At 41.9% G+C, this 18,534-nt stretch carries 17 protein-coding genes and 1 pseudogene; 10 read left to right on the top strand and 8 right to left on the bottom strand.

Annotation, left to right across the window (positions count from 1 at the left end):
* Positions 1–36: 36 nt before the first annotated feature.
* Genes fabG through CBI42_RS09165 form a run of 7 tightly spaced genes read left to right on the top strand, consistent with a single transcriptional unit; the run spans position 37 to position 5,978 of the window.
* Positions 37–768, top strand: coding sequence for a 3-oxoacyl-[acyl-carrier-protein] reductase (gene fabG / locus CBI42_RS09195; RefSeq protein ID WP_094753835.1), 732 nt, complete (start codon positions 37–39; stop codon positions 766–768).
* Between the two features lie 21 nt (positions 769–789).
* Entirely contained in the window at positions 790–2,025 is a 1,236-nt protein-coding gene (fabF, locus tag CBI42_RS09190) for a beta-ketoacyl-ACP synthase II (protein WP_094753834.1), read from the top strand.
* A 2-nt stretch (positions 2,026–2,027) separates the two neighbouring features.
* The gene (gene accB, locus CBI42_RS09185; protein WP_094753833.1) at positions 2,028–2,513 is read left to right on the top strand and encodes an acetyl-CoA carboxylase biotin carboxyl carrier protein; all 486 of its coding nucleotides are present in this window, start codon (positions 2,028–2,030) and stop codon (positions 2,511–2,513) included.
* Positions 2,510–2,932: a 3-hydroxyacyl-ACP dehydratase FabZ gene (fabZ, locus tag CBI42_RS09180; RefSeq protein ID WP_049492970.1), complete on the top strand. Its 423-nt coding sequence runs from the start codon at positions 2,510–2,512 to the stop codon at positions 2,930–2,932. The genes accB and fabZ overlap by 4 nt, the downstream gene beginning before the upstream one ends.
* A gap of 11 nt (positions 2,933–2,943) precedes the next feature.
* Positions 2,944–4,311: an acetyl-CoA carboxylase biotin carboxylase subunit gene (gene accC / locus CBI42_RS09175; RefSeq protein WP_061589556.1), complete on the top strand. Its 1,368-nt coding sequence runs from the start codon at positions 2,944–2,946 to the stop codon at positions 4,309–4,311.
* A 36-nt stretch (positions 4,312–4,347) separates the two neighbouring features.
* Entirely contained in the window at positions 4,348–5,214 is an 867-nt protein-coding gene (gene accD / locus CBI42_RS09170; protein WP_061589555.1) for an acetyl-CoA carboxylase, carboxyltransferase subunit beta, read from the top strand.
* The gene (locus CBI42_RS09165; protein WP_049487035.1) at positions 5,211–5,978 is read left to right on the top strand and encodes an acetyl-CoA carboxylase carboxyl transferase subunit alpha; all 768 of its coding nucleotides are present in this window, start codon (positions 5,211–5,213) and stop codon (positions 5,976–5,978) included. The genes accD and CBI42_RS09165 overlap by 4 nt, the downstream gene beginning before the upstream one ends.
* A 114-nt stretch (positions 5,979–6,092) precedes the next feature.
* Here the strand turns inward: CBI42_RS09165 and nusB are convergent, their stop codons facing one another.
* The 8 genes and pseudogenes from nusB to gatC all read right to left on the bottom strand — a co-directional run bounded on the left by nusB (position 6,093) and on the right by gatC (position 11,542).
* Positions 6,093–6,518 carry a transcription antitermination factor NusB gene (gene nusB / locus CBI42_RS09160; RefSeq protein WP_049511552.1) on the bottom strand — a complete coding sequence of 142 codons (426 nt, stop codon included), beginning with the start codon at positions 6,516–6,518 and terminating at the stop codon, positions 6,093–6,095.
* Positions 6,511–6,900, bottom strand: a complete 390-nt coding sequence (locus tag CBI42_RS09155) for an Asp23/Gls24 family envelope stress response protein (RefSeq protein ID WP_000510573.1) — start codon at positions 6,898–6,900, stop codon at positions 6,511–6,513. The genes nusB and CBI42_RS09155 overlap by 8 nt, the downstream gene beginning before the upstream one ends.
* A 21-nt stretch (positions 6,901–6,921) precedes the next feature.
* Entirely contained in the window at positions 6,922–7,482 is a 561-nt protein-coding gene (gene efp / locus CBI42_RS09150; protein WP_000568643.1) for an elongation factor P, read from the bottom strand.
* A gap of 137 nt (positions 7,483–7,619) precedes the next feature.
* Positions 7,620–7,781: pseudogene (locus CBI42_RS09145) on the bottom strand (glutamyl-tRNA amidotransferase); the annotation flags it as partial.
* Positions 7,782–7,889: 108 nt separating this feature from the next.
* The gene (locus tag CBI42_RS09140; protein WP_084886618.1) at positions 7,890–8,285 is read right to left on the bottom strand and encodes a hypothetical protein; all 396 of its coding nucleotides are present in this window, start codon (positions 8,283–8,285) and stop codon (positions 7,890–7,892) included.
* Between the two features lie 43 nt (positions 8,286–8,328).
* A complete protein-coding gene (gene gatB, locus CBI42_RS09135) occupies positions 8,329–9,774 on the bottom strand; it encodes an Asp-tRNA(Asn)/Glu-tRNA(Gln) amidotransferase subunit GatB (protein WP_094753832.1) in 1,446 nt (481 codons plus the stop codon).
* Complete coding sequence (gene gatA / locus CBI42_RS09130) at positions 9,774–11,240, bottom strand: Asp-tRNA(Asn)/Glu-tRNA(Gln) amidotransferase subunit GatA (RefSeq protein WP_094753831.1); 1,467 nt, start codon at positions 11,238–11,240, stop codon at positions 9,774–9,776. The genes gatB and gatA overlap by 1 nt, the downstream gene beginning before the upstream one ends.
* Positions 11,240–11,542 (bottom strand): Asp-tRNA(Asn)/Glu-tRNA(Gln) amidotransferase subunit GatC, encoded by a 303-nt coding sequence (gene gatC / locus CBI42_RS09125; RefSeq protein ID WP_094753830.1) that lies wholly within the window; start codon positions 11,540–11,542, stop codon positions 11,240–11,242. Before gatC ends, gatA begins: the two co-directional genes overlap by 1 nt.
* A gap of 166 nt (positions 11,543–11,708) precedes the next feature.
* On the opposite strand from gatC, the gene CBI42_RS09120 reads away from it, so the two are divergent.
* The 3 genes from CBI42_RS09120 to CBI42_RS13425 all read left to right on the top strand — a co-directional run.
* A complete protein-coding gene (locus tag CBI42_RS09120; RefSeq protein ID WP_094753829.1) occupies positions 11,709–12,401 on the top strand; it encodes a YwaF family protein in 693 nt (230 codons plus the stop codon).
* 143 nt (positions 12,402–12,544) lie between these two features.
* Positions 12,545–14,089, top strand: a complete 1,545-nt coding sequence (locus CBI42_RS09115) for a peptide chain release factor 3 (RefSeq protein ID WP_033689269.1) — start codon at positions 12,545–12,547, stop codon at positions 14,087–14,089.
* A 1,192-nt stretch (positions 14,090–15,281) separates the two neighbouring features.
* The coding region (locus tag CBI42_RS13425; RefSeq protein WP_142294095.1) for an accessory Sec-dependent serine-rich glycoprotein adhesin at positions 15,282–18,534 on the top strand (3,253 nt) is incomplete at its 3' end.

Below are 18,534 nucleotides of genomic sequence, written 5' to 3'. Positions count from 1 at the left end.
TTCTCCCATAAATACAAGAGGAAACAGGAGAAAAGAATGCAACTAAAAAATAAAAATATCTTTATTACAGGTTCGAGTCGTGGGATTGGTCTTGCCATCGCCCACAAGTTTGCTCAAGTAGGAGCCAACATTGTCTTAAACAGTCGTGGGGCAATCTCAGAAGAATTGCTCGTTGAGTTTGCAGACTATGATGTCAAGGTGGTTCCCATTTCAGGAGATGTATCAAATTTTGCAGATGCTAAGCGTATGGTTGATCAAGCTATTGTAGAGCTGGGTTCAGTAGATGTTTTGGTCAACAATGCAGGGATTACCCAAGATACCCTAATGCTCAAGATGACAGAAGCAGATTTTGAAAAAGTGCTCAAGGTTAACTTGACTGGTGCCTTTAACATGACACAATCAGTCTTGAAACCGATGATGAAAGCCAGAGAAGGTGCTATCATTAATATGTCTAGTGTTGTTGGTTTGATGGGAAATATCGGTCAAGCTAACTATGCAGCTTCTAAGGCTGGTTTGATTGGTTTTACCAAGTCTGTGGCGCGTGAAGTGGCCAATCGCAATATCAGGGTTAATGCTATTGCACCTGGAATGATTGAGTCCGATATGACAGCTGTTCTATCAGACAAGGTAAAAGATGCCATGCTGGCACAAATTCCTATGAAAGAATTTGGGCAGGCAGAGCAGGTTGCAGATTTGACAGTATTTTTAGCAGGCCAAGATTATCTAACTGGTCAAGTGGTTGCCATTGATGGTGGCTTAAGTATGTAGCAGAAGCTAGAGGTAAAAAAGATGAAACTAAATCGCGTAGTAGTAACAGGTTATGGAGTAACATCTCCAATCGGAAATACACCAGAAGAATTTTGGAATAGTTTGACAACTGGAAAAATTGGAATTGGTCCAATTACAAAATTTGATCATAGTGACTTTGATGTGCATAATGCAGCAGAAATCCAAGATTTTCCTTTTGATAAATACTTTGTAAAGAAAGATACCAATCGTTTCGATAACTACTCTTTGTATGCCTTGTACGCAGCCCAAGAAGCTGTCAATCACGCAGGTCTTGATGTAGAGGCCCTTGATAAAGATCGTTTTGGTGTTATCGTGGCCTCTGGTATTGGTGGAATCAAGGAAATTGAAGATCAAGTGCTTCGCCTAAATGACAAAGGGCCAAAACGCGTGAAACCCTTGACCCTTCCAAAAGCCTTGCCAAATATGGCTTCAGGAAATGTTGCCATGCGTTTTGGAGCAAACGGTGTTTGTAAATCCATCAATACTGCCTGCGCTTCATCAAATGACGCAATTGGAGATGCTTTCCGCTCAATTAAGTTTGGTTTCCAAGATGTTATGTTGGTAGGTGGTTCAGAGGCCTCTATCACACCTTTTGCGATTGCTGGTTTCCAAGCTTTGACAGCTCTTTCTACTACAGAGGATCCAAGTCGTGCTTCTATCCCATTTGATAAGGACAGAAACGGTTTTGTCATGGGTGAAGGTTCAGGGATGTTGGTTCTTGAAAGTCTTGAACACGCTGAAAAACGTGGGGCAACGATCCTTGCCGAAGTAGTTGGTTACGGAAATACCTGTGATGCTTACCATATGACTTCACCACATCCAGAAGGTCAGGGTGCTATCAAGGCCATCAAACTAGCTTTGGAGGAAGCTGAAATTTCTCCAGAGCAAGTAGCCTATGTTAATGCTCACGGAACGTCAACTCCTGCTAATGAAAAAGGAGAAAGTGGTGCCATCGTAGCTGTTCTTGGTAAGGAAGTACCTGTATCATCAACCAAATCATTCACAGGACATTTACTGGGAGCTGCAGGTGCGGTAGAAGCTATCGTCACCATCGAAGCTATGCGTCATAACTTTGTACCAATGACAGCTGGAACAAGTGAAGTATCAGATTATATCGAAGCCAATGTCGTTTATGGACAAGGCTTGGAGCAAGAAATTCCATACGCTATTTCAAATACCTTTGGTTTTGGTGGCCACAATGCCGTTCTTGCTTTCAAACGTTGGGAGAATAAATAAGTATGAATTTAAACGATATTAAAGACTTGATGGCTCAATTTGACCAGTCAAGTTTGAGAGAATTTTCTTATAAGAACGGGACGGATGAGTTGCAGTTTAGCAAGAATGAAGCTAGACTGGTATCTGAAGCTGTACCTCAAGTCGCTCCAGCACCTGTTCTAGCAACACCAAGTCCAGTAGCTCCTACATCTACTCCAGCAGAGACTGTAACAGAAGAGGTTCCAGCACCAGCTGAAGCAAGTGTGGCTGCTGAGGGAGATGTTGTAGAGAGTCCACTTGTTGGAGTGGCTTACTTGGCTGCTGGTCCAGATAAACCTGCCTTTGTAACAGTTGGTGATAGTGTTAAAAAAGGTCAAACATTGGTGATTATCGAAGCCATGAAAGTCATGAATGAAATTCCAGCACCTAAGGATGGTGTGGTAACGGAAATTCTCGTTTCTAACGAAGAAATGGTTGAGTTTGGTAAAGGATTGGTACGTATCAAATGATCGATATTCAAGGAATCAAAGAAGCCCTTCCCCACCGTTATCCTATGCTACTAGTAGACCGTGTCTTGGAAGTGCGCGAGGACACCATTGTTGCCATCAAAAATGTGACCATCAATGAGCCCTTCTTTAATGGTCATTTCCCTCAATACCCTGTCATGCCAGGTGTTCTGATTATGGAAGCCTTGGCGCAAACAGCTGGTGTATTGGAGTTATCAAAACCTGAAAATAAGGGGAAACTGGTCTTTTACGCTGGTATGGATAAGGTTAAATTCAAGAAGCAAGTTGTACCAGGCGACCAATTGCTTATGACAGCGACTTTTGTAAAACGTCGTGGCACCATTGCTGTGGTTGAAGCAAAGGCTGAAGTGGATGGCAAGCTTGCGGCCAGTGGTACTCTTACCTTTGCAATAGGGAACTAAGGAGGTTCTCCATGTTTCGAAAAATTTTAATTGCCAATCGTGGTGAAATTGCGGTTCGTATTATCCGTGCGGCGCGTGAATTGGGGATTGCAACGGTGGCGGTTTATTCAACTGCTGATAAGGAAGCCCTGCATACGCTTTTGGCAGATGAAGCAGTTTGTATCGGTCCTGGTAAGCCTACAGAGTCTTATCTCAATATTAATGCGGTTCTATCAGCTGCAGTCTTGACTGAGGCAGAAGCCATTCACCCAGGTTTCGGATTTCTCAGTGAAAATTCCAAATTTGCAACCATGTGTGAAGAAGTTGGTATCAAGTTTATCGGTCCATCTGGTCATGTCATGGATATGATGGGAGATAAAATCAATGCGCGTGCTCAGATGATTAAAGCAGGCGTGCCTGTCATTCCAGGTTCAGATGGAGAAGTGCATAACTCTGAGGAAGCTTTGATTGTTGCTGAAAAAATTGGCTACCCTGTTATGCTCAAGGCTTCAGCAGGTGGAGGTGGTAAAGGGATTCGTAAGGTTGAAAAACCAGAAGACCTCGTTTCCGCCTTTGATACTGCTTCAAGTGAAGCCAAGGCCAATTATGGCAATGGTGCCATGTACATAGAACGGGTTATCTATCCAGCTCGTCACATCGAGGTTCAAATCCTAGGAGATGAGCATGGACATGTGATTCACTTGGGGGAACGGGATTGTTCTCTTCAACGGAATAACCAAAAGGTTTTGGAAGAAAGTCCTTCGATTGCAATCGGAAAAACGCTGCGCCATGAAATTGGTGCTGCGGCTGTTCGAGCGGCAGAGTCTGTTGGTTATGAAAATGCAGGGACCATTGAGTTTCTTCTTGATGAAGCCAGTGGTAAATTCTATTTCATGGAAATGAATACACGTGTTCAGGTAGAGCATCCAGTAACAGAATTTGTTTCAGGTGTGGATATCGTTAAGGAACAAATTCGCATTGCGGCAGGTCAGCCTTTGTCTGTTAAGCAAGAAGATATTGTTCTGCGTGGTCATGCCATCGAGTGTCGGATCAATGCAGAAAACCCAGCCTTCAACTTTGCTCCAAGTCCAGGTAAGATTACCAATCTCTATCTGCCAAGTGGAGGAGTAGGCTTGCGCGTGGATTCAGCAGTTTATCCAGGTTATACCATTCCGCCTTATTATGATAGTATGATTGCTAAAATCATCGTTCACGGTGAAAATCGTTTTGATGCCTTGATGAAAATGCAACGAGCCCTCTATGAACTAGAGATAGAGGGGGTGCAGACCAATGCAGATTTCCAGCTTGACCTCATTTCAGATCGTAATGTCATTGCTGGAGATTATGATACTTCCTTCTTGATGGAAACCTTCTTACCTAAATATCAAGAAAAAGAATAAAATGACTTCAAGAGTTTAAACCGAAAAGGGGAATCAATGGCTCTATTTAGTAAAAAAGATAAGTATATTCGAATCAATCCCAATCGTTCGGTTAGGGAAAAACCTCAAGCCAAGCCAGAGGTTCCAGATGAATTATTCTCCCAGTGTCCAGGCTGTAAGCATACCATTTATCAGAAGGATCTGGGAAGTGAGCGTATCTGTCCACATTGTAACTACACCTTTCGTATTTCTGCCCAAGAACGCTTGGCTTTGACGATTGATATGGGGACTTTCAAGGAATTATTTACGGGGATTGAAAGCAAGGATCCCTTGCATTTCCCTGGTTATCAAAAGAAACTAGCAACTATGCGTGAAAAAACAGGTCTGGATGAAGCTGTTGTGACAGGAACAGCTCTTATTAAAGGTCAGACTGTGGCTCTTGGGATTATGGATTCTAACTTTATCATGGCTTCTATGGGTACGGTTGTAGGTGAAAAAATCACTCGATTATTTGAATATGCGACTGTTGAAAAATTGCCAGTTGTTCTTTTCACAGCATCTGGTGGAGCCCGTATGCAGGAAGGAATCATGAGTCTCATGCAGATGGCCAAGATCTCTGCAGCGGTTAAACGCCATTCAAATGCTGGTCTCTTTTATCTGACCATTTTGACAGATCCAACGACAGGTGGTGTGACAGCTTCTTTCGCTATGGAGGGCGATATCATTCTGGCTGAACCACAGAGCTTGGTTGGTTTTGCTGGGCGTCGTGTGATTGAAAATACGGTTCGTGAAAACTTGCCTGAGGATTTTCAAAAGGCAGAATTCCTACTGGAACATGGCTTTGTAGATGCTATTGTCAAAAGAAGAGATTTGCCAGATACGATTGCTAGCCTAGTCAGATTGCATGGAGGGTGTCCTAGATGAATATTGCAAAAATAGTCAGAGAAGCGCGTGAGCAGAGTCGCTTGACAACCTTGGACTTTGCGACAGGCATTTTTGATGAATTTATCCAATTACACGGTGACCGTTCTTTTCGTGATGATGGTGCAGTTGTCGGTGGTATTGGCTGGCTTGGAGATCAAGCTGTCACAGTGGTTGGTATCCAAAAAGGCAAGAGCTTGCAAGACAACCTCAAGCGGAATTTTGGACAACCACATCCAGAAGGCTATCGCAAGGCCCTACGGTTGATGAAACAAGCTGAAAAATTTGGCCGTCCAGTTGTGACCTTTATCAATACTGCAGGTGCCTATCCTGGTGTGGGAGCGGAAGAACGCGGTCAAGGGGAAGCTATCGCTCGCAATCTTATGGAAATGAGTGATCTGAAAGTTCCGATTATCGCCATCATTATCGGTGAAGGTGGTTCAGGTGGGGCTTTGGCTCTAGCAGTTGCAGACCGTGTCTGGATGCTGGAAAATTCTATCTATGCCATTCTCAGCCCAGAAGGCTTTGCTTCCATTCTATGGAAGGACGGAACTCGTGCCATGGAAGCGGCAGAGCTGATGAAAATCACTTCTCATGAACTGCTAGAAATGGACGTGGTGGACAAGGTGATTTCTGAAGCAGGACTTTCTAGCAAAGAATTAATTAAGAATGTCAAAAAAGAACTCCAAGCTGAGCTAGCTAGACTTTCGCAAAAACCGTTAGAAGCGTTGTTGGAAGAGCGTTACCAACGATTTAGAAAATACTAATACTTCAGAATACATAAAAACTAGAGCTGGCAGTCAGTTCTAGTTTTTATGTGGTTCTTACTTTATACCAAGGGGAAAGTCAAAAGGTGCCTGGAAGACCAAACACCTTTTCGATTATTCATTTTCTTCAGTTACAAATTGACTAAGCAGTCCGTTGATAAAGCGGGCTGATTTTTGATCTGAAAAATTCTTGGCAAGTTCAATGGCTTCATTGACTGCTACTAGTTGAGGTGTATCAAATGATGTGATTTCAAAGATTCCTAAGCGTAGTAAGTTTTTTTCGACCAAGGTCAAGCGTTCAACTGTCCATCCTGACTTGAGGTGCTGGTTGATTTGTTTATCCAACTCGTCTTTTTGAGCTTGAACGCCAGAAACCAAGTTTAGAAGAAAGGCAGGGATTTGCACATCTGCATCTTCACGGTCATGCGTGTAAGCAAAGCGACAAGCTGTTTCCATATCTGTGCCGAATTCAAGGCTCATAAGAGCTTGAAAAGCGCATTTACGAAGTTCACGTCTAGATTCTAATAATGGACTAGTCATTGAGGAAGTCCTCGTTAAATAGATCTTTCAACTCAGGTTTTGGTGTTTTATCTGGAACGATTCCTGCAACATGGATGTTAACAGCAGCAAGTTCCACATCAGCCATATCTCGGACAGCATCTTTTACTGCTTTTTGAATAGCAAGAGCCACTTTTGGTACTTTTACACCGTACTCAAGGTAGAGATAGATGTCAGCAGTTAGCTCTTCATTGTTTTCTTTTAAGTAGACGCCGCGACCAAGAGAGAGTTTTGATAGGGTATCGGATACGGATTTATTTGAAAATGAGTGGACACCATCAACTTTAGCAGTTGCGATGGCAATGATTTTTTCAAGTACACGTGGAGCGATAACGATTTCGCCAAATTGTTCTTCAATTCCCATAGAATGACCTCTTTCTAGAGATTAGGCACGAGAAACGTAAGTTCCTTCTGCAGTGTTGATGATCAATTTTTGTCCAGCTTCGATGAAGTCTGGAACGTTGACAACAAGTCCAGTTTCCATAGTTGCTGGTTTACCAGAACCTGTAACAGTAGCACCTTTGATAGATGGTTGTGTTTCAGCGACTGTCAATTCAACAGTAGTTGGTACAGTTACACCGATTACTTCAGTTCCGTAGAATTGGATTTTCACATCAGAGTTTTCAAGGATGTAAAGCAATTCATTTTCAACGTTTACGACTGGGATTTCGTATTGGTCGTAAGTTTCAGTGTTCATGAAGTAGGCAGTTTCATCCATTTTATACAAGTATTGAGCTGGAACAGTTTCGATTATAGCTTGTTCGAATTTTTCTTCTGGACGGTAGCTTGTATCAAATGTAGAACCAGTACGGACATCACGTAATTTCATACGCATGATCGTGTTCCCTTTACCTGGTTTGTGGTGGCTAGCTTCCAAAACGCGGATCAATTTTCCGTCTGCAGTTTCAAATGTCATACCAGCTTTCAATTTGCTTGCTTCAATCATGTTTTTACCTCTTTAATAAATATTATTACTCTTCATTTTACCATAAAATCTTCTGGAAATAAAGCCAAAATAGTTAATGGGATTTGGTAGGAGCGAAAAAAACCAACCTCAGGGCTGGTTTCTTTTACGTGTTAATCTTCTTTCAACTTCGCTAATTCCTGGGCAAAGACTTGGTGGATAATTGGAATCAAGACAGCTGGATATGAAATTTGGACCATACCTGCTTTTTCAACGTATTCATGCGCGCCACCGCCATTTTTAGCCAGGTGGACAAAGACTTTCTTGGTCGTAGCTGAGCTCTTCAAGAAGGATATGGGATTGAGGCTATTGAAAAGGTAGATCTCTTAATTTGAATGATTATTAAACTATATTATAACCTTTAAAAATCATCTAAGATATACTTGTCGTTATTTACTAGCAGTTATCTTTTTTATGGAATGGTGTTCAATGAGCCACCCAACAATCCACCCCGTCACTAGCAAGTAATTTTCGAAAGCACCGATAGCATTTACAGGAGAATGATACTCCATAAAATTGACTAAGTGATTTGTTCCTATTCCAATCCCACCGAAGATGAGAGCGAGAAGCACGATTCGTAGATAGAACCAATCGTACTTAATATTGACACCGAGAATAAGAATCAATACAGCTAGGTTCCATATTCCAATTTCTCGTTGCCAACCAGCAGAGATTCCGTATCCGGAGTGACTTCCCATGTATGATGGAAAGAAAATTTGTAGTATAGAAGCGCCTAGCATAGCGATGATGACTAAAACAAATAGCAATCGTAAAAATTTGTTCATTTTTTCTTCTTTCTAAAATAGAAAAAGGTATATAAAAAGTCTGCTATTCATCTTCTTTCAACTTGGCCAATTCCTGTGCAAGAAGTTTAAGGGCGACTTGTGGGTTGGCTTGGCCTTTGGTTGCTTTCATGAGGAAGCCTGTGAAAGCCTTATCTGAGTTACGTTTGCCTGACTTGAAGTCGGCAACGGCTGCTTCATTATCCGCAAAGACTTGGTGGATAATTGGAATCAGGACAGCTGGATCGGAGATTTGAACCATACCCGCTTTTTCCACGTATTCACGCGCGCCACCACCATTTTTAGCTAGGTGGACAAAGACTTTCTTGGCAATCTTAGACGAGATAGTGCCGTCTTCGATGATGGCAATCATTTCAACCAAGTTTTCTGGTGTCAATTCGATTTGTTCCAGTGTCTTACCTTCAGCGTTCAAGAACTGAGCAACTTCTCCTTGGAGCCAGTTTGAGACTTGCTTAGCATCGCCACCAAGGGCAACAGCTTTTTCAAAGAAGTCAGAAGTGACTTTGTTTGCGGTCAACTGGCTGGCATCATAGTCTGACAAGCCGAGGTCAGAGACGTAGCGCGCACGGCGTTCTTTTGGAAACTCTGGTAACTCAGTCCGCATTTCCTCAATCCACTCGTCTGAGATTTCAAAGAGAGGTAGGTCTGGTTCTGGGAAGTAGCGGTAGTCAGCAGCGCCTTCCTTGACACGCATGAGGATAGTTGCTTTGTTAGCCTCATCGTAACGACGTGTTTCTTGGCGGATTTGACCACCTGAGCGAAGGATTTCAGCTTGACGTTGAACTTCGTATTCAAGACCTTTGCGAACATTTGAGAAGGAGTTGAGGTTCTTCAACTCAGTCTTGGTGCCGAATTTTTCTTGACCATACGGACGAAGAGAGATATTGGCATCCACACGCATAGAACCTTCTTCCATCTTAACGTCAGAAATACCAGCGTACTGGATAACTTCCTTGAGGGCTGTTAGATAAGCATAGGCTTCTTCAGGAGAACGCATGTCAGCTTCAGATACAATCTCAATTAATGGCACCCCTTGGCGGTTGAGGTCAACGTAAGAGTAGCCATCTGTACCGTGGGTGTTTTTACCAGCGTCTTCCTCTAGGTGGGCACGTTCGATACCGATTTTCTTAGTCGTACCGTCTTCTAGCTCGACTTCAATCCATCCATTGTAACCAATTGGTTCATCAAACTGAGAAATTTGGTAGGCTTTGGGATTATCAGGATAGAAGTAATTCTTGCGGTCAAAGTGCATCTTTTTGTGGATGTCCATATTGAGGGCAAGAGCAGCTTTGATACCGGCATCAACAACACCTTTATTGAGAACTGGCAGAACTCCTGGGAAAGACCAGTCAATCACGTTAGTGTTGGCATTTTGGTCATTTCCGAAGTGGGCAGAAGTAGGTGAGAAGATTTTTGAATTGGTGTTGAGCTCTACGTGGACTTCAAGTCCGATGACTGTTTCAAAGTTCATTAGTTATCACCTCCAAAAATCACGGGTTGTTGTTTGTGGTAGTCTGTTGTTGCCTCAAAAGCAGCAGCAGCTTGGTAAATGGTTTCCTCAGAGTACTTAGGACCAATCAATTGCAGACCAACAGGTAGACCTTGAGAGAATCCAGCAGGAATCGAAATCCCTGGAAGACCTGCCAAGTTGACTGGGATGGTCAAAAGGTCAGCCAAGTACATGGCAACTGGGTCATGGTTGAGTGAGTCCAAGTCATAAGCAACACTAGGAGCAGTTGGTCCCAAAATCAAGTCATAATCCGCAAAGACTTTTTCGAAATCTTGAATGATGAGTGTACGAACCTGACCAGCTTTCTTATAGTAGGCGTCATAGTAACCTGATGAAAGGCTGAAAGTACCCAGCATGATACGGCGTTTCACCTCTTCACCGAAACCTTGGCTACGGCTGTTTACATAGATTTCATCAAGGTTTGTCGCATCCTCTGCACGATAGCCGTAACGGATACCGTCAAAGCGTTGCAAGTTTGATGAAGCTTCTGATGAAGCGATGATGTAGTAAACGGCAACACCGTATTTTGAGTGAGGTAGGCTCACTTCTTCAACAATAGCACCAAGTTTTTCAAAGTGTTTGGCTGCGTTCAGAATGGTTTCCTTAACCTCTGGGTCAATTCCTTCGCCAAGATATTCTTTAGGTAAAGCAATTTTCATGCCCTTGATGTCTTGACCGATTTTTGAAGTAAAGTCGGCAATGCGGACAGGAGCAGAAGTAGAGTCTTTGGCATCTTCGCTTGCAATAGCATTGAGCAAGAAGGCATTTTCCTTAACAGTCGGAGCGAAAGGTCCAATCTGGTCTAATGAACTACCAAAGGCAATGAGACCGAAACGTGAAACTGTTCCGTAGGTTGGTTTGAGACCGACGATCCCATTGAAGGCAGCAGGTTGGCGGATAGATCCACCAGTATCAGAACCAAGTGACAAGCGGACTTGTCCTGAGGCTACAGCTGCAGCAGAACCACTTGATGATCCACCAGGGACCTTGCTGTGGTCCCAAGCATTTTTAGTGGCACCGTAGTAAGAAGTCTCACCTGATCCACCCATGGCAAACTCGTCCATGTTGGTTTTCCCTACGACAATCATGCCTTTCGCTTTTGCCTTGGCAACGGCTGTCGCATCAAAGATAGGCTCATAGTTGTAGAGCATTTTTGAAGCAGCAGTTGTGAGAATACCATCAGTAGAGATATTGTCTTTAACTGCAAGTGGAATTCCTGAAAGGACATTATCAGCGTCAATTCCAGCTTCATCAATAGCTTTGGCTTGAGCAAGAGCTTGCTCTTCAGCGATTGTGACGAAAGCGTTGATAGCTGTCTCGCGAGATTGGATATCTTCAAGCGTTGCTTGGGTCAATTCAGTTGCAGAAATTTCCTTAGAAACAAGGAGATTGTGCAAGTCTTCAATGGTTTTATTGTTAAAAGTCATTAGGCATCTCCTCCATCGTCTAGGATAGCTGGTACCTTGATATAGTAGTTGTCTTTTTCAGGTACGTTTTTAAACAAGCGGTCGCGGTCTGTTCCTTCTTCGGCCACATCAGGGCGGAGTACAGTCTTGCGGTCAGCCATGGTCGTAGTAGGTGCGACACCAGTAGTGTCGACTTCGCCCAGCAATTCAACCATGTCAACAATCTTAGACAAGGTAGTCGCAAAGGCAGCAGTGTCTTCTTCAGAGAATCTTAATTTTGAAAGATTGGCAACGTGTGTTACCTCTTCTTGCGTAATTTTCATCTTGCATCCTTTCGTGAAATGATGATTTTTAGTCTGTTCTATTTTACCATATTTTCCTATAAATAAGGGAGGGATAAGTGAAAAGAAATAGAAATTGAAAAATCGTTTTTAATTCGCTATAATAGTTAAACTAGAAAAAAGAAAAAATAAGAGTTAGGATAGAAACATGTTCCATCAATTTATCACCAGAACTCAGACAGTCCCTCCTCCCATTTCACTTTTTTGGTATGGGGTCATGATGCTTGTCTTAATGCTTTGTATTTATGGGGCACTTACTTATCACAAAAATCCGAAATTTGTATACTTGTTTAAGGGGATTCAGATCCTCCAGTTGCTAGCACTCTATAGTTGGTATGTTGGTTTTGGGATTCCCTTTTCTAATAGTCTCCCATTTTATCATTGCCGTTTAGCTATGTTTGCTGTGGTTTTCTTACCTGATAAATGGAAAAGCAAGCAGTACTTTGCCCTCTTAGGAGCAAGTGGAGCTGTCTTTGCACTGGTTTACCCAGTTTTTGACCCCTATGACTTCCTCCATATTACCAGTTTTTCATTTTTGATTGGGCACTATGCCCTTCTAGTGAATTCCTTGGTCTACTTGATGAATCACTATGACAAGAGCCTACTCAAGAAATATATGATTGTAGTCTATACCTTTATCCTCAATCTCTTTCTAGTTGGGGTTAATCAGGTGACTGGTGGGAATTATGGCTTGTTAAATAAGACACCTTTTATTCCTGATGCCCCCCTGTGGCTAAAGTACCTACTTGTGTCCGTCATCCTTTCACTGGCTCTGGTTCTTTTTGATATCTTGTTCAAAAAACGGTGGAAAAAGAGAAACCAGGTGAAATCAGTGCTCTAGCTAACTTTTTTCGTCGGATGAGCAATTGAAAAACTACTCAAAATCCGATATAATGGGGTGTTGAAAGGAATGGGAAAATCCAATGTAGAAATCATTCTTAGCTATTGAAACAAGAAAAATAGAGAATCAAAGAAAGAGAACTTATGAATATTCAAGAAGAAATTAAGAAACGTCGTACTTTTGCCATCATCTCCCACCCGGACGCGGGGAAAACAACCATCACCGAGCAGTTGCTCTACTTTGGGGGCGAGATTCGTGAGGCTGGTACCGTAAAAGGAAAGAAAACAGGGACGTTTGCCAAGTCTGACTGGATGGATATCGAGAAGCAACGCGGGATTTCCGTTACTTCATCTGTTATGCAGTTTGACTACGATGGCAAGCGCGTGAATATCCTAGATACACCAGGACACGAGGACTTCTCAGAAGATACCTATCGTACCTTGATGGCGGTGGACGCTGCTGTTATGGTTGTGGACTCTGCCAAGGGTATCGAGGCTCAAACCAAGAAATTGTTTGAGGTTGTCAAACATCGTGGTATTCCAGTCTTTACCTTTATGAACAAGCTAGACCGTGATGGTCGTGAGCCACTGGAACTCTTGCAAGAATTGGAAGAAGTCTTAGGTATTGCGAGTTACCCGATGAACTGGCCAATCGGGATGGGGAAAGCCTTTGAAGGGCTCTATGACCTCTATAACCAACGCTTGGAGCTCTATAAGGGGGATGAGCGCTTTGCCAGTTTAGAAGATGGGGACAAGCTTTTTGGTAGCAATCCTTTCTACGAACAAGTCAAGGATGACATTGAGCTTTTAAATGAAGCTGGGAATGAGTTTTCAGAGGAAGCTATTCTGGCTGGAGAATTGACGCCAGTCTTCTTTGGTTCAGCTTTGACAAACTTTGGTGTTCAGACCTTTCTTGAGACTTTTCTCAAGTTTGCTCCAGAGCCTCATGGACATAAGAAAACAGATGGTGAAATTGTGGATCCTTACGACAAGGATTTCTCAGGATTTGTCTTCAAAATCCAAGCCAATATGGACCCTCGTCACCGTGACCGTATTGCCTTTGTACGTATCGTATCGGGTGAATTTGAACGTGGTATGAGTGTCAACTTGCCTCGTACTGGTAAGGGCGCCAAACTGTCTAATGTTACCCAGTTTATGGCGGAAAGTCGTGAGAATGTGACTAATGCCGTGGCAGGAGATATCATCGGGGTTTACGATACAGGTACTTATCAAGTTGGGGATACCTTGACAGTTGGAAAAAACAAGTTTGAGTTTGAACCACTGCCAACCTTCACTCCTGAAATTTTCATGAAAGTTTCTGCCAAGAATGTCATGAAGCAAAAATCTTTCCACAAGGGAATCGAGCAATTGGTGCAAGAAGGAGCTATTCAGCTTTATAAGAATTACCAAACAGGCGAGTATATGCTAGGCGCTGTAGGTCAACTCCAGTTTGAAGTCTTCAAGCACCGTATGGAAGGCGAGTACAATGCGGAAGTAGTCATGAGCCCAATGGGTAAAAAGACCGTTCGCTGGATCAAGCCTGAGGACTTGGATGAACGAATGTCATCAAGCCGCAATATCTTGGCTAAAGACCGTTTTGACCAACCAGTCTTCCTCTTTGAAAATGACTTTGCCCTTCGTTGGTTTGCAGATAAGTATCCAGACGTAGAGTTGGAAGAGAAGATGTAAATCGTTACAAATGACAGCAACATAAAGTTGCTGTCATTTGACGGTAACCGCTATGGCGGCTTACCTAAACGCTTCACTAGGAAAAATCCACGAATATTATCGATCCGTGGATTTTTCCGTCGTAATGGGTAGAAAGTGTCCTAGCTAACTGCCTTACTAACTGCCTTACTAACTACGTTTGGCAAATGAAATCGATTTGCCAAACTCCGTGTCGTAGTTCAGTAAATGTATTTGATTGTGTAACAATCTAAGTAACTAACGCCAAGTTTCTATGGAACTTGGCTAGGCGCTCCACTAGTAAAGTTTTACGAATATTATTGATTCGTAAAACTTTACGTCGTGATTGGTAGAAAGTTGCCTACCTGCTTGCCTCACTAACTGAGTTTTACAAATGGAATCGATTTGTAAAACTCAGTATCGTAATCTAATAATAGGTAATCGCTATGGCGGTATACCTAAACGCTTCACTAGGAAAAATCCACGAATGATATTGATTCGTGGATTTTTCCGTCGTAACTGGTAGGAAGTAACCTAGCTAACTGCTTTACTAACTACGTTTGGCAAATAGAATCGATTCGTAAAACTCAGTGTCGTAATTTAATAATAGGTAACCGCTTATGGCGGCACACTTAAACGTTTCACTAGTAAAAGTCCGAGAATGATATTGATTCGTGGATTTTTCCGTCGTAACTGGTAATGAGTGGCCTAGCTAACTAGAAAAAACATCAATAGAATGCCCATGATTATAACCTAATTGTGGGCATTTTTGATAGGAGTTACAGGGAGAATCGAGTTGATTCGAAGCAATTTTTTATGAAAATCTATTGTCACAAGATGTACTTCGATAGTATTTTTTGCATTACATTATGAATTTATCAATGAAACATGAATAGTCAAGTTTTTATATTTTGTTTATATAATATGTTAAAAATCCGAACGTTATATACTTTTTACAACTAAAATAAATTTAGCTATATATATTTTAAAAAGTTATTTGAGGCTTTTTATACAAAGGTATTAGATGTTGTTAGAGAACTTATAAATGGTTCGATATTTAAAAATATTTGAATGGTAATATTATATAAAAATATATCAAATTTCTTGACAAGCGTTTGCATTTAAAGTATACTTTAAAGGTATGATTAAAATAGGGTGGATTGTCCACTTTTGGTATGTAGGGAAAGGGTAAAACATGTTTTTTAGACGTCAAAAAGGTGAGTATAGAGAAACCGATCGAGTGACGCGGTATAAGTTAATCAAATCAGGAAAACATTGGTTGCGCGCTTCAACCTCTCTTTTTGGTTTGTTCAAGGTCTTGCGGGGTGGTGTAGATACGACTCAAGTCATGACTGAAGTAGCAGAGGATAAAGTGAATCCTTCTATTACAGGTCTGGATATAATCAAGGGACTTGCCGCCACAGGGGCTGTTTTAGGGGGTACTGTTGCTACTCAAACAAAAGTATTTGCAAATGAAACAGTAGCCGTGGAAAAAACACTGGAAAATCCAGACCTCTTGGTTACAAATGATACAGCAGTTTTGGGGACAACATCTCTAAGTAACTCGGAAAATTCTGCTAGCTTGTCTACTTCTATGAGTGAAAGCGCTTCGATTTCAGAATCTGTGTCTAAGAGCTCGTCAGCCAGTACTTCAGCCAGCACTTCAGCAAGTGCTTCTGCTAGTACGTCAGTTAGTGCCTCAGCTAGCACATCATCTTCAGCTAGCGCTAGCGCTTCAGATTCCGCTAGTACGTCAACTAGTTTGAGTCAATCTACTAGCCAAACAAGTAGCGTGTCAACATCTGTAGGAGCTTCCTCAGAAAAAACTGTATCTGAAATTCAAGATGAGAAGAAAGTATCGACTCAAAATGAATCAAAGGTTGACAAGATTGATTCATCAATTTTGAAGCCTGCTGCTATTGACTCAAACGCTGTTAAAACGAATTCAGATACAACAAGTTTAGTTGGTGCGACAGCTGCAACCTTGTCATCTGTAGAAGCTTCTGTAAAGAAAAATGAAGAAAATCGTAAGAAGTTAACCAAGCTTTCAGCTGAAATGGGTGAATACTTAGCGAAGGCTGCTGGTTTACCAAACACTGATTCAGCAATTACTAAGGTAAATGCAGCAGTGACAGCTATTGAAAAAGCTTTGGCAAATCCAACGAGTGACTGGACAGCGGTGGTGCAAAAAGCTACCTTGGCTCGTAATTCTATTGTCAATGCTGTTTTAAGAGCTAATTCAGGTGTGCGTGATGCCCGTAATGGCAAAGCTATGTTGCGTGATGCTTCTCTTCGTGCAAGTTGGGCTACTGCTCAGAATGACGGGCGTATGACGGTAAGTAGTCCAGGTGCTACTTTTGATAAGGCTACTGGTATCGCGACGTATACTATGAATGTTCAGGCGAATAGTGCTTTGAGCAATGTTGGTGTTAAGATAAATGTCGGCCAAGGTGGCCACGTCCAAAGTGCTACTTTTAATGGGCAATCTATGGAGAAAACCTTTACTCAGGGGTCTGAGATTGTTTATAATTATAGGCATGGACAAAATGGGAATTTAAACGGTACGATTGTAGTCAAAGTGAAATATGATAACAATGTGCCGACTGCGACTGCAGATATGCAGGTGCAGGTCAGCTCAGCACCTATCGGGCAAAATACTCAAGGTAATGCTTCTAGAGTTCAATCTGCAAGTGTTTCAACAGGGTATTCTAGACCTCAATCTAACAATTCTATTTCAAAAACAGGTCCGAAATTTAATGTTTCTAGTACTTATAAAGAAGTATATAATGGAGATGTAATAAATGATAATATTGGGGTTGAATATCGTGGTTCACTTATAAAGAAAGTGAGTCTTGAAAATCGTACATTAATTCCTGGAATCTATTACGGAGGTCCTCAAAACAATCAAACACTAAATAATGTTAAAAATATTACAGTTAATCTTGCTGGTGAAATCGGAGGCTCTGATGCTTCTGCTGAGGTTGGTAAAACTTACACCTATAACTTTTCGGCTTGGGACAATAATGATACTAAATCAACAGCTAATATAAGTTATTACATAAAAGGTTTTAACGAGCGCCATAATATTCAAAGTGGCGATATTGTTAGAGTCTCCGATTTGAGTCATTTAACTCCTGAAGAAATTAAGGAAGTTTATAATAACTTTATTAACAATGATGCTAATAAACGTGATTTACTATCTAATCAAGATGTAGTAAAAAATGGTACACAGCCAAATTTATCTTATGCCGAAAACGGGAAGGTGACTTTATCATATCCTGGAACCAAGTCGAAAATTGAAGTTGATACTGATGGTACCATTACAGTTACTTATCGTGATGGTACATCAAGTACCATCAATGCAACCCTAGAGAAGGAAACGGAAATTCCTGATGTTAACGTGTCCGTAACTCGTAATGGAAAAGAAATCCAACCAGTTATTGGGAAGGATGGAAATAAATACTATTACGTATATGCTGGTGATGATTTTACAGTTGATATGACTGCGACTGATAACAAGGGCAAATTGAGAGAATTTAAACTTGTTCCAGAATCTGATGGAAATCGTCCAGCTTCGGACTTGGCTAATAATTTCTTTAAGGATTCTAAGTATGGTACAGGTACTGTTACTTCTCTATCGGATCCTAATGGCGAAATTGTTGCGACTCCATCTAATCCTGCTCGTATTAATGTTACAGGACACATGAAGGATGATTTGGAATTTGCTGATGGGAATCATTGGCGAAGAAATGCTATCGCAACAGATAAGGCAGGTAACTATACTCAAGCTGGGGATGCAAATAAAGGGAACTTCTTTATCAAGCAAGGTAGATTGGCGGATATTATGGATGGTGTAGCACCGTCTGACACTTTCCAAGTAGAAAATATCTCTCGATTGTCCCCTCAAGAAAAAGCTCGTATATTGTCTGCTGTTGAAAAACTAAATAATAAGAAAGAAAAACGCATTGATTCTTTCACTGTTAGCGACAATGGTACAGTCACTATTACTTATAAAGATAAGACTACAGATACGGTAAATATAAAAGTGTCTGACAGTGATTATAAGAGTAGAAGTGCCTCAACAAGCGCGTCTAAGTCAGCGTCGACAAGCGCAAGTCAAAGTGCTTCAACAAGTGCATCTAAGTCAGCGTCGACAAGTGCCAGCCAAAGTGCCTCAACAAGTGCATCTAAGTCAGCGTCGACAAGCGCCAGCCAAAGTGCCTCAACAAGTGCATCTAAGTCCGCATCGACAAGTGCCAGCCAAAGTGCCTCAACGAGCGCATCTAAGTCAGCGTCGACAAGTGCGAGTCAAAGTGCTTCAACAAGTGCATCTAAGTCCGCATCAACAAGCGCCAGTCAAAGTGCCTCAACAAGTGCATCTAAGTCCGCAAGCACAAGCGCCAGCCAAAGTGCCTCAACGAGCGCATCTAAGTCCGCATCGACAAGTG

It is taken from the genome of Streptococcus sp. KR (genome assembly GCF_002238115.1).
Taxonomy (GTDB): Bacteria; Bacillota; Bacilli; order Lactobacillales; family Streptococcaceae; genus Streptococcus.
This window is presented reverse-complemented; position numbering and strand designations above follow the sequence as displayed.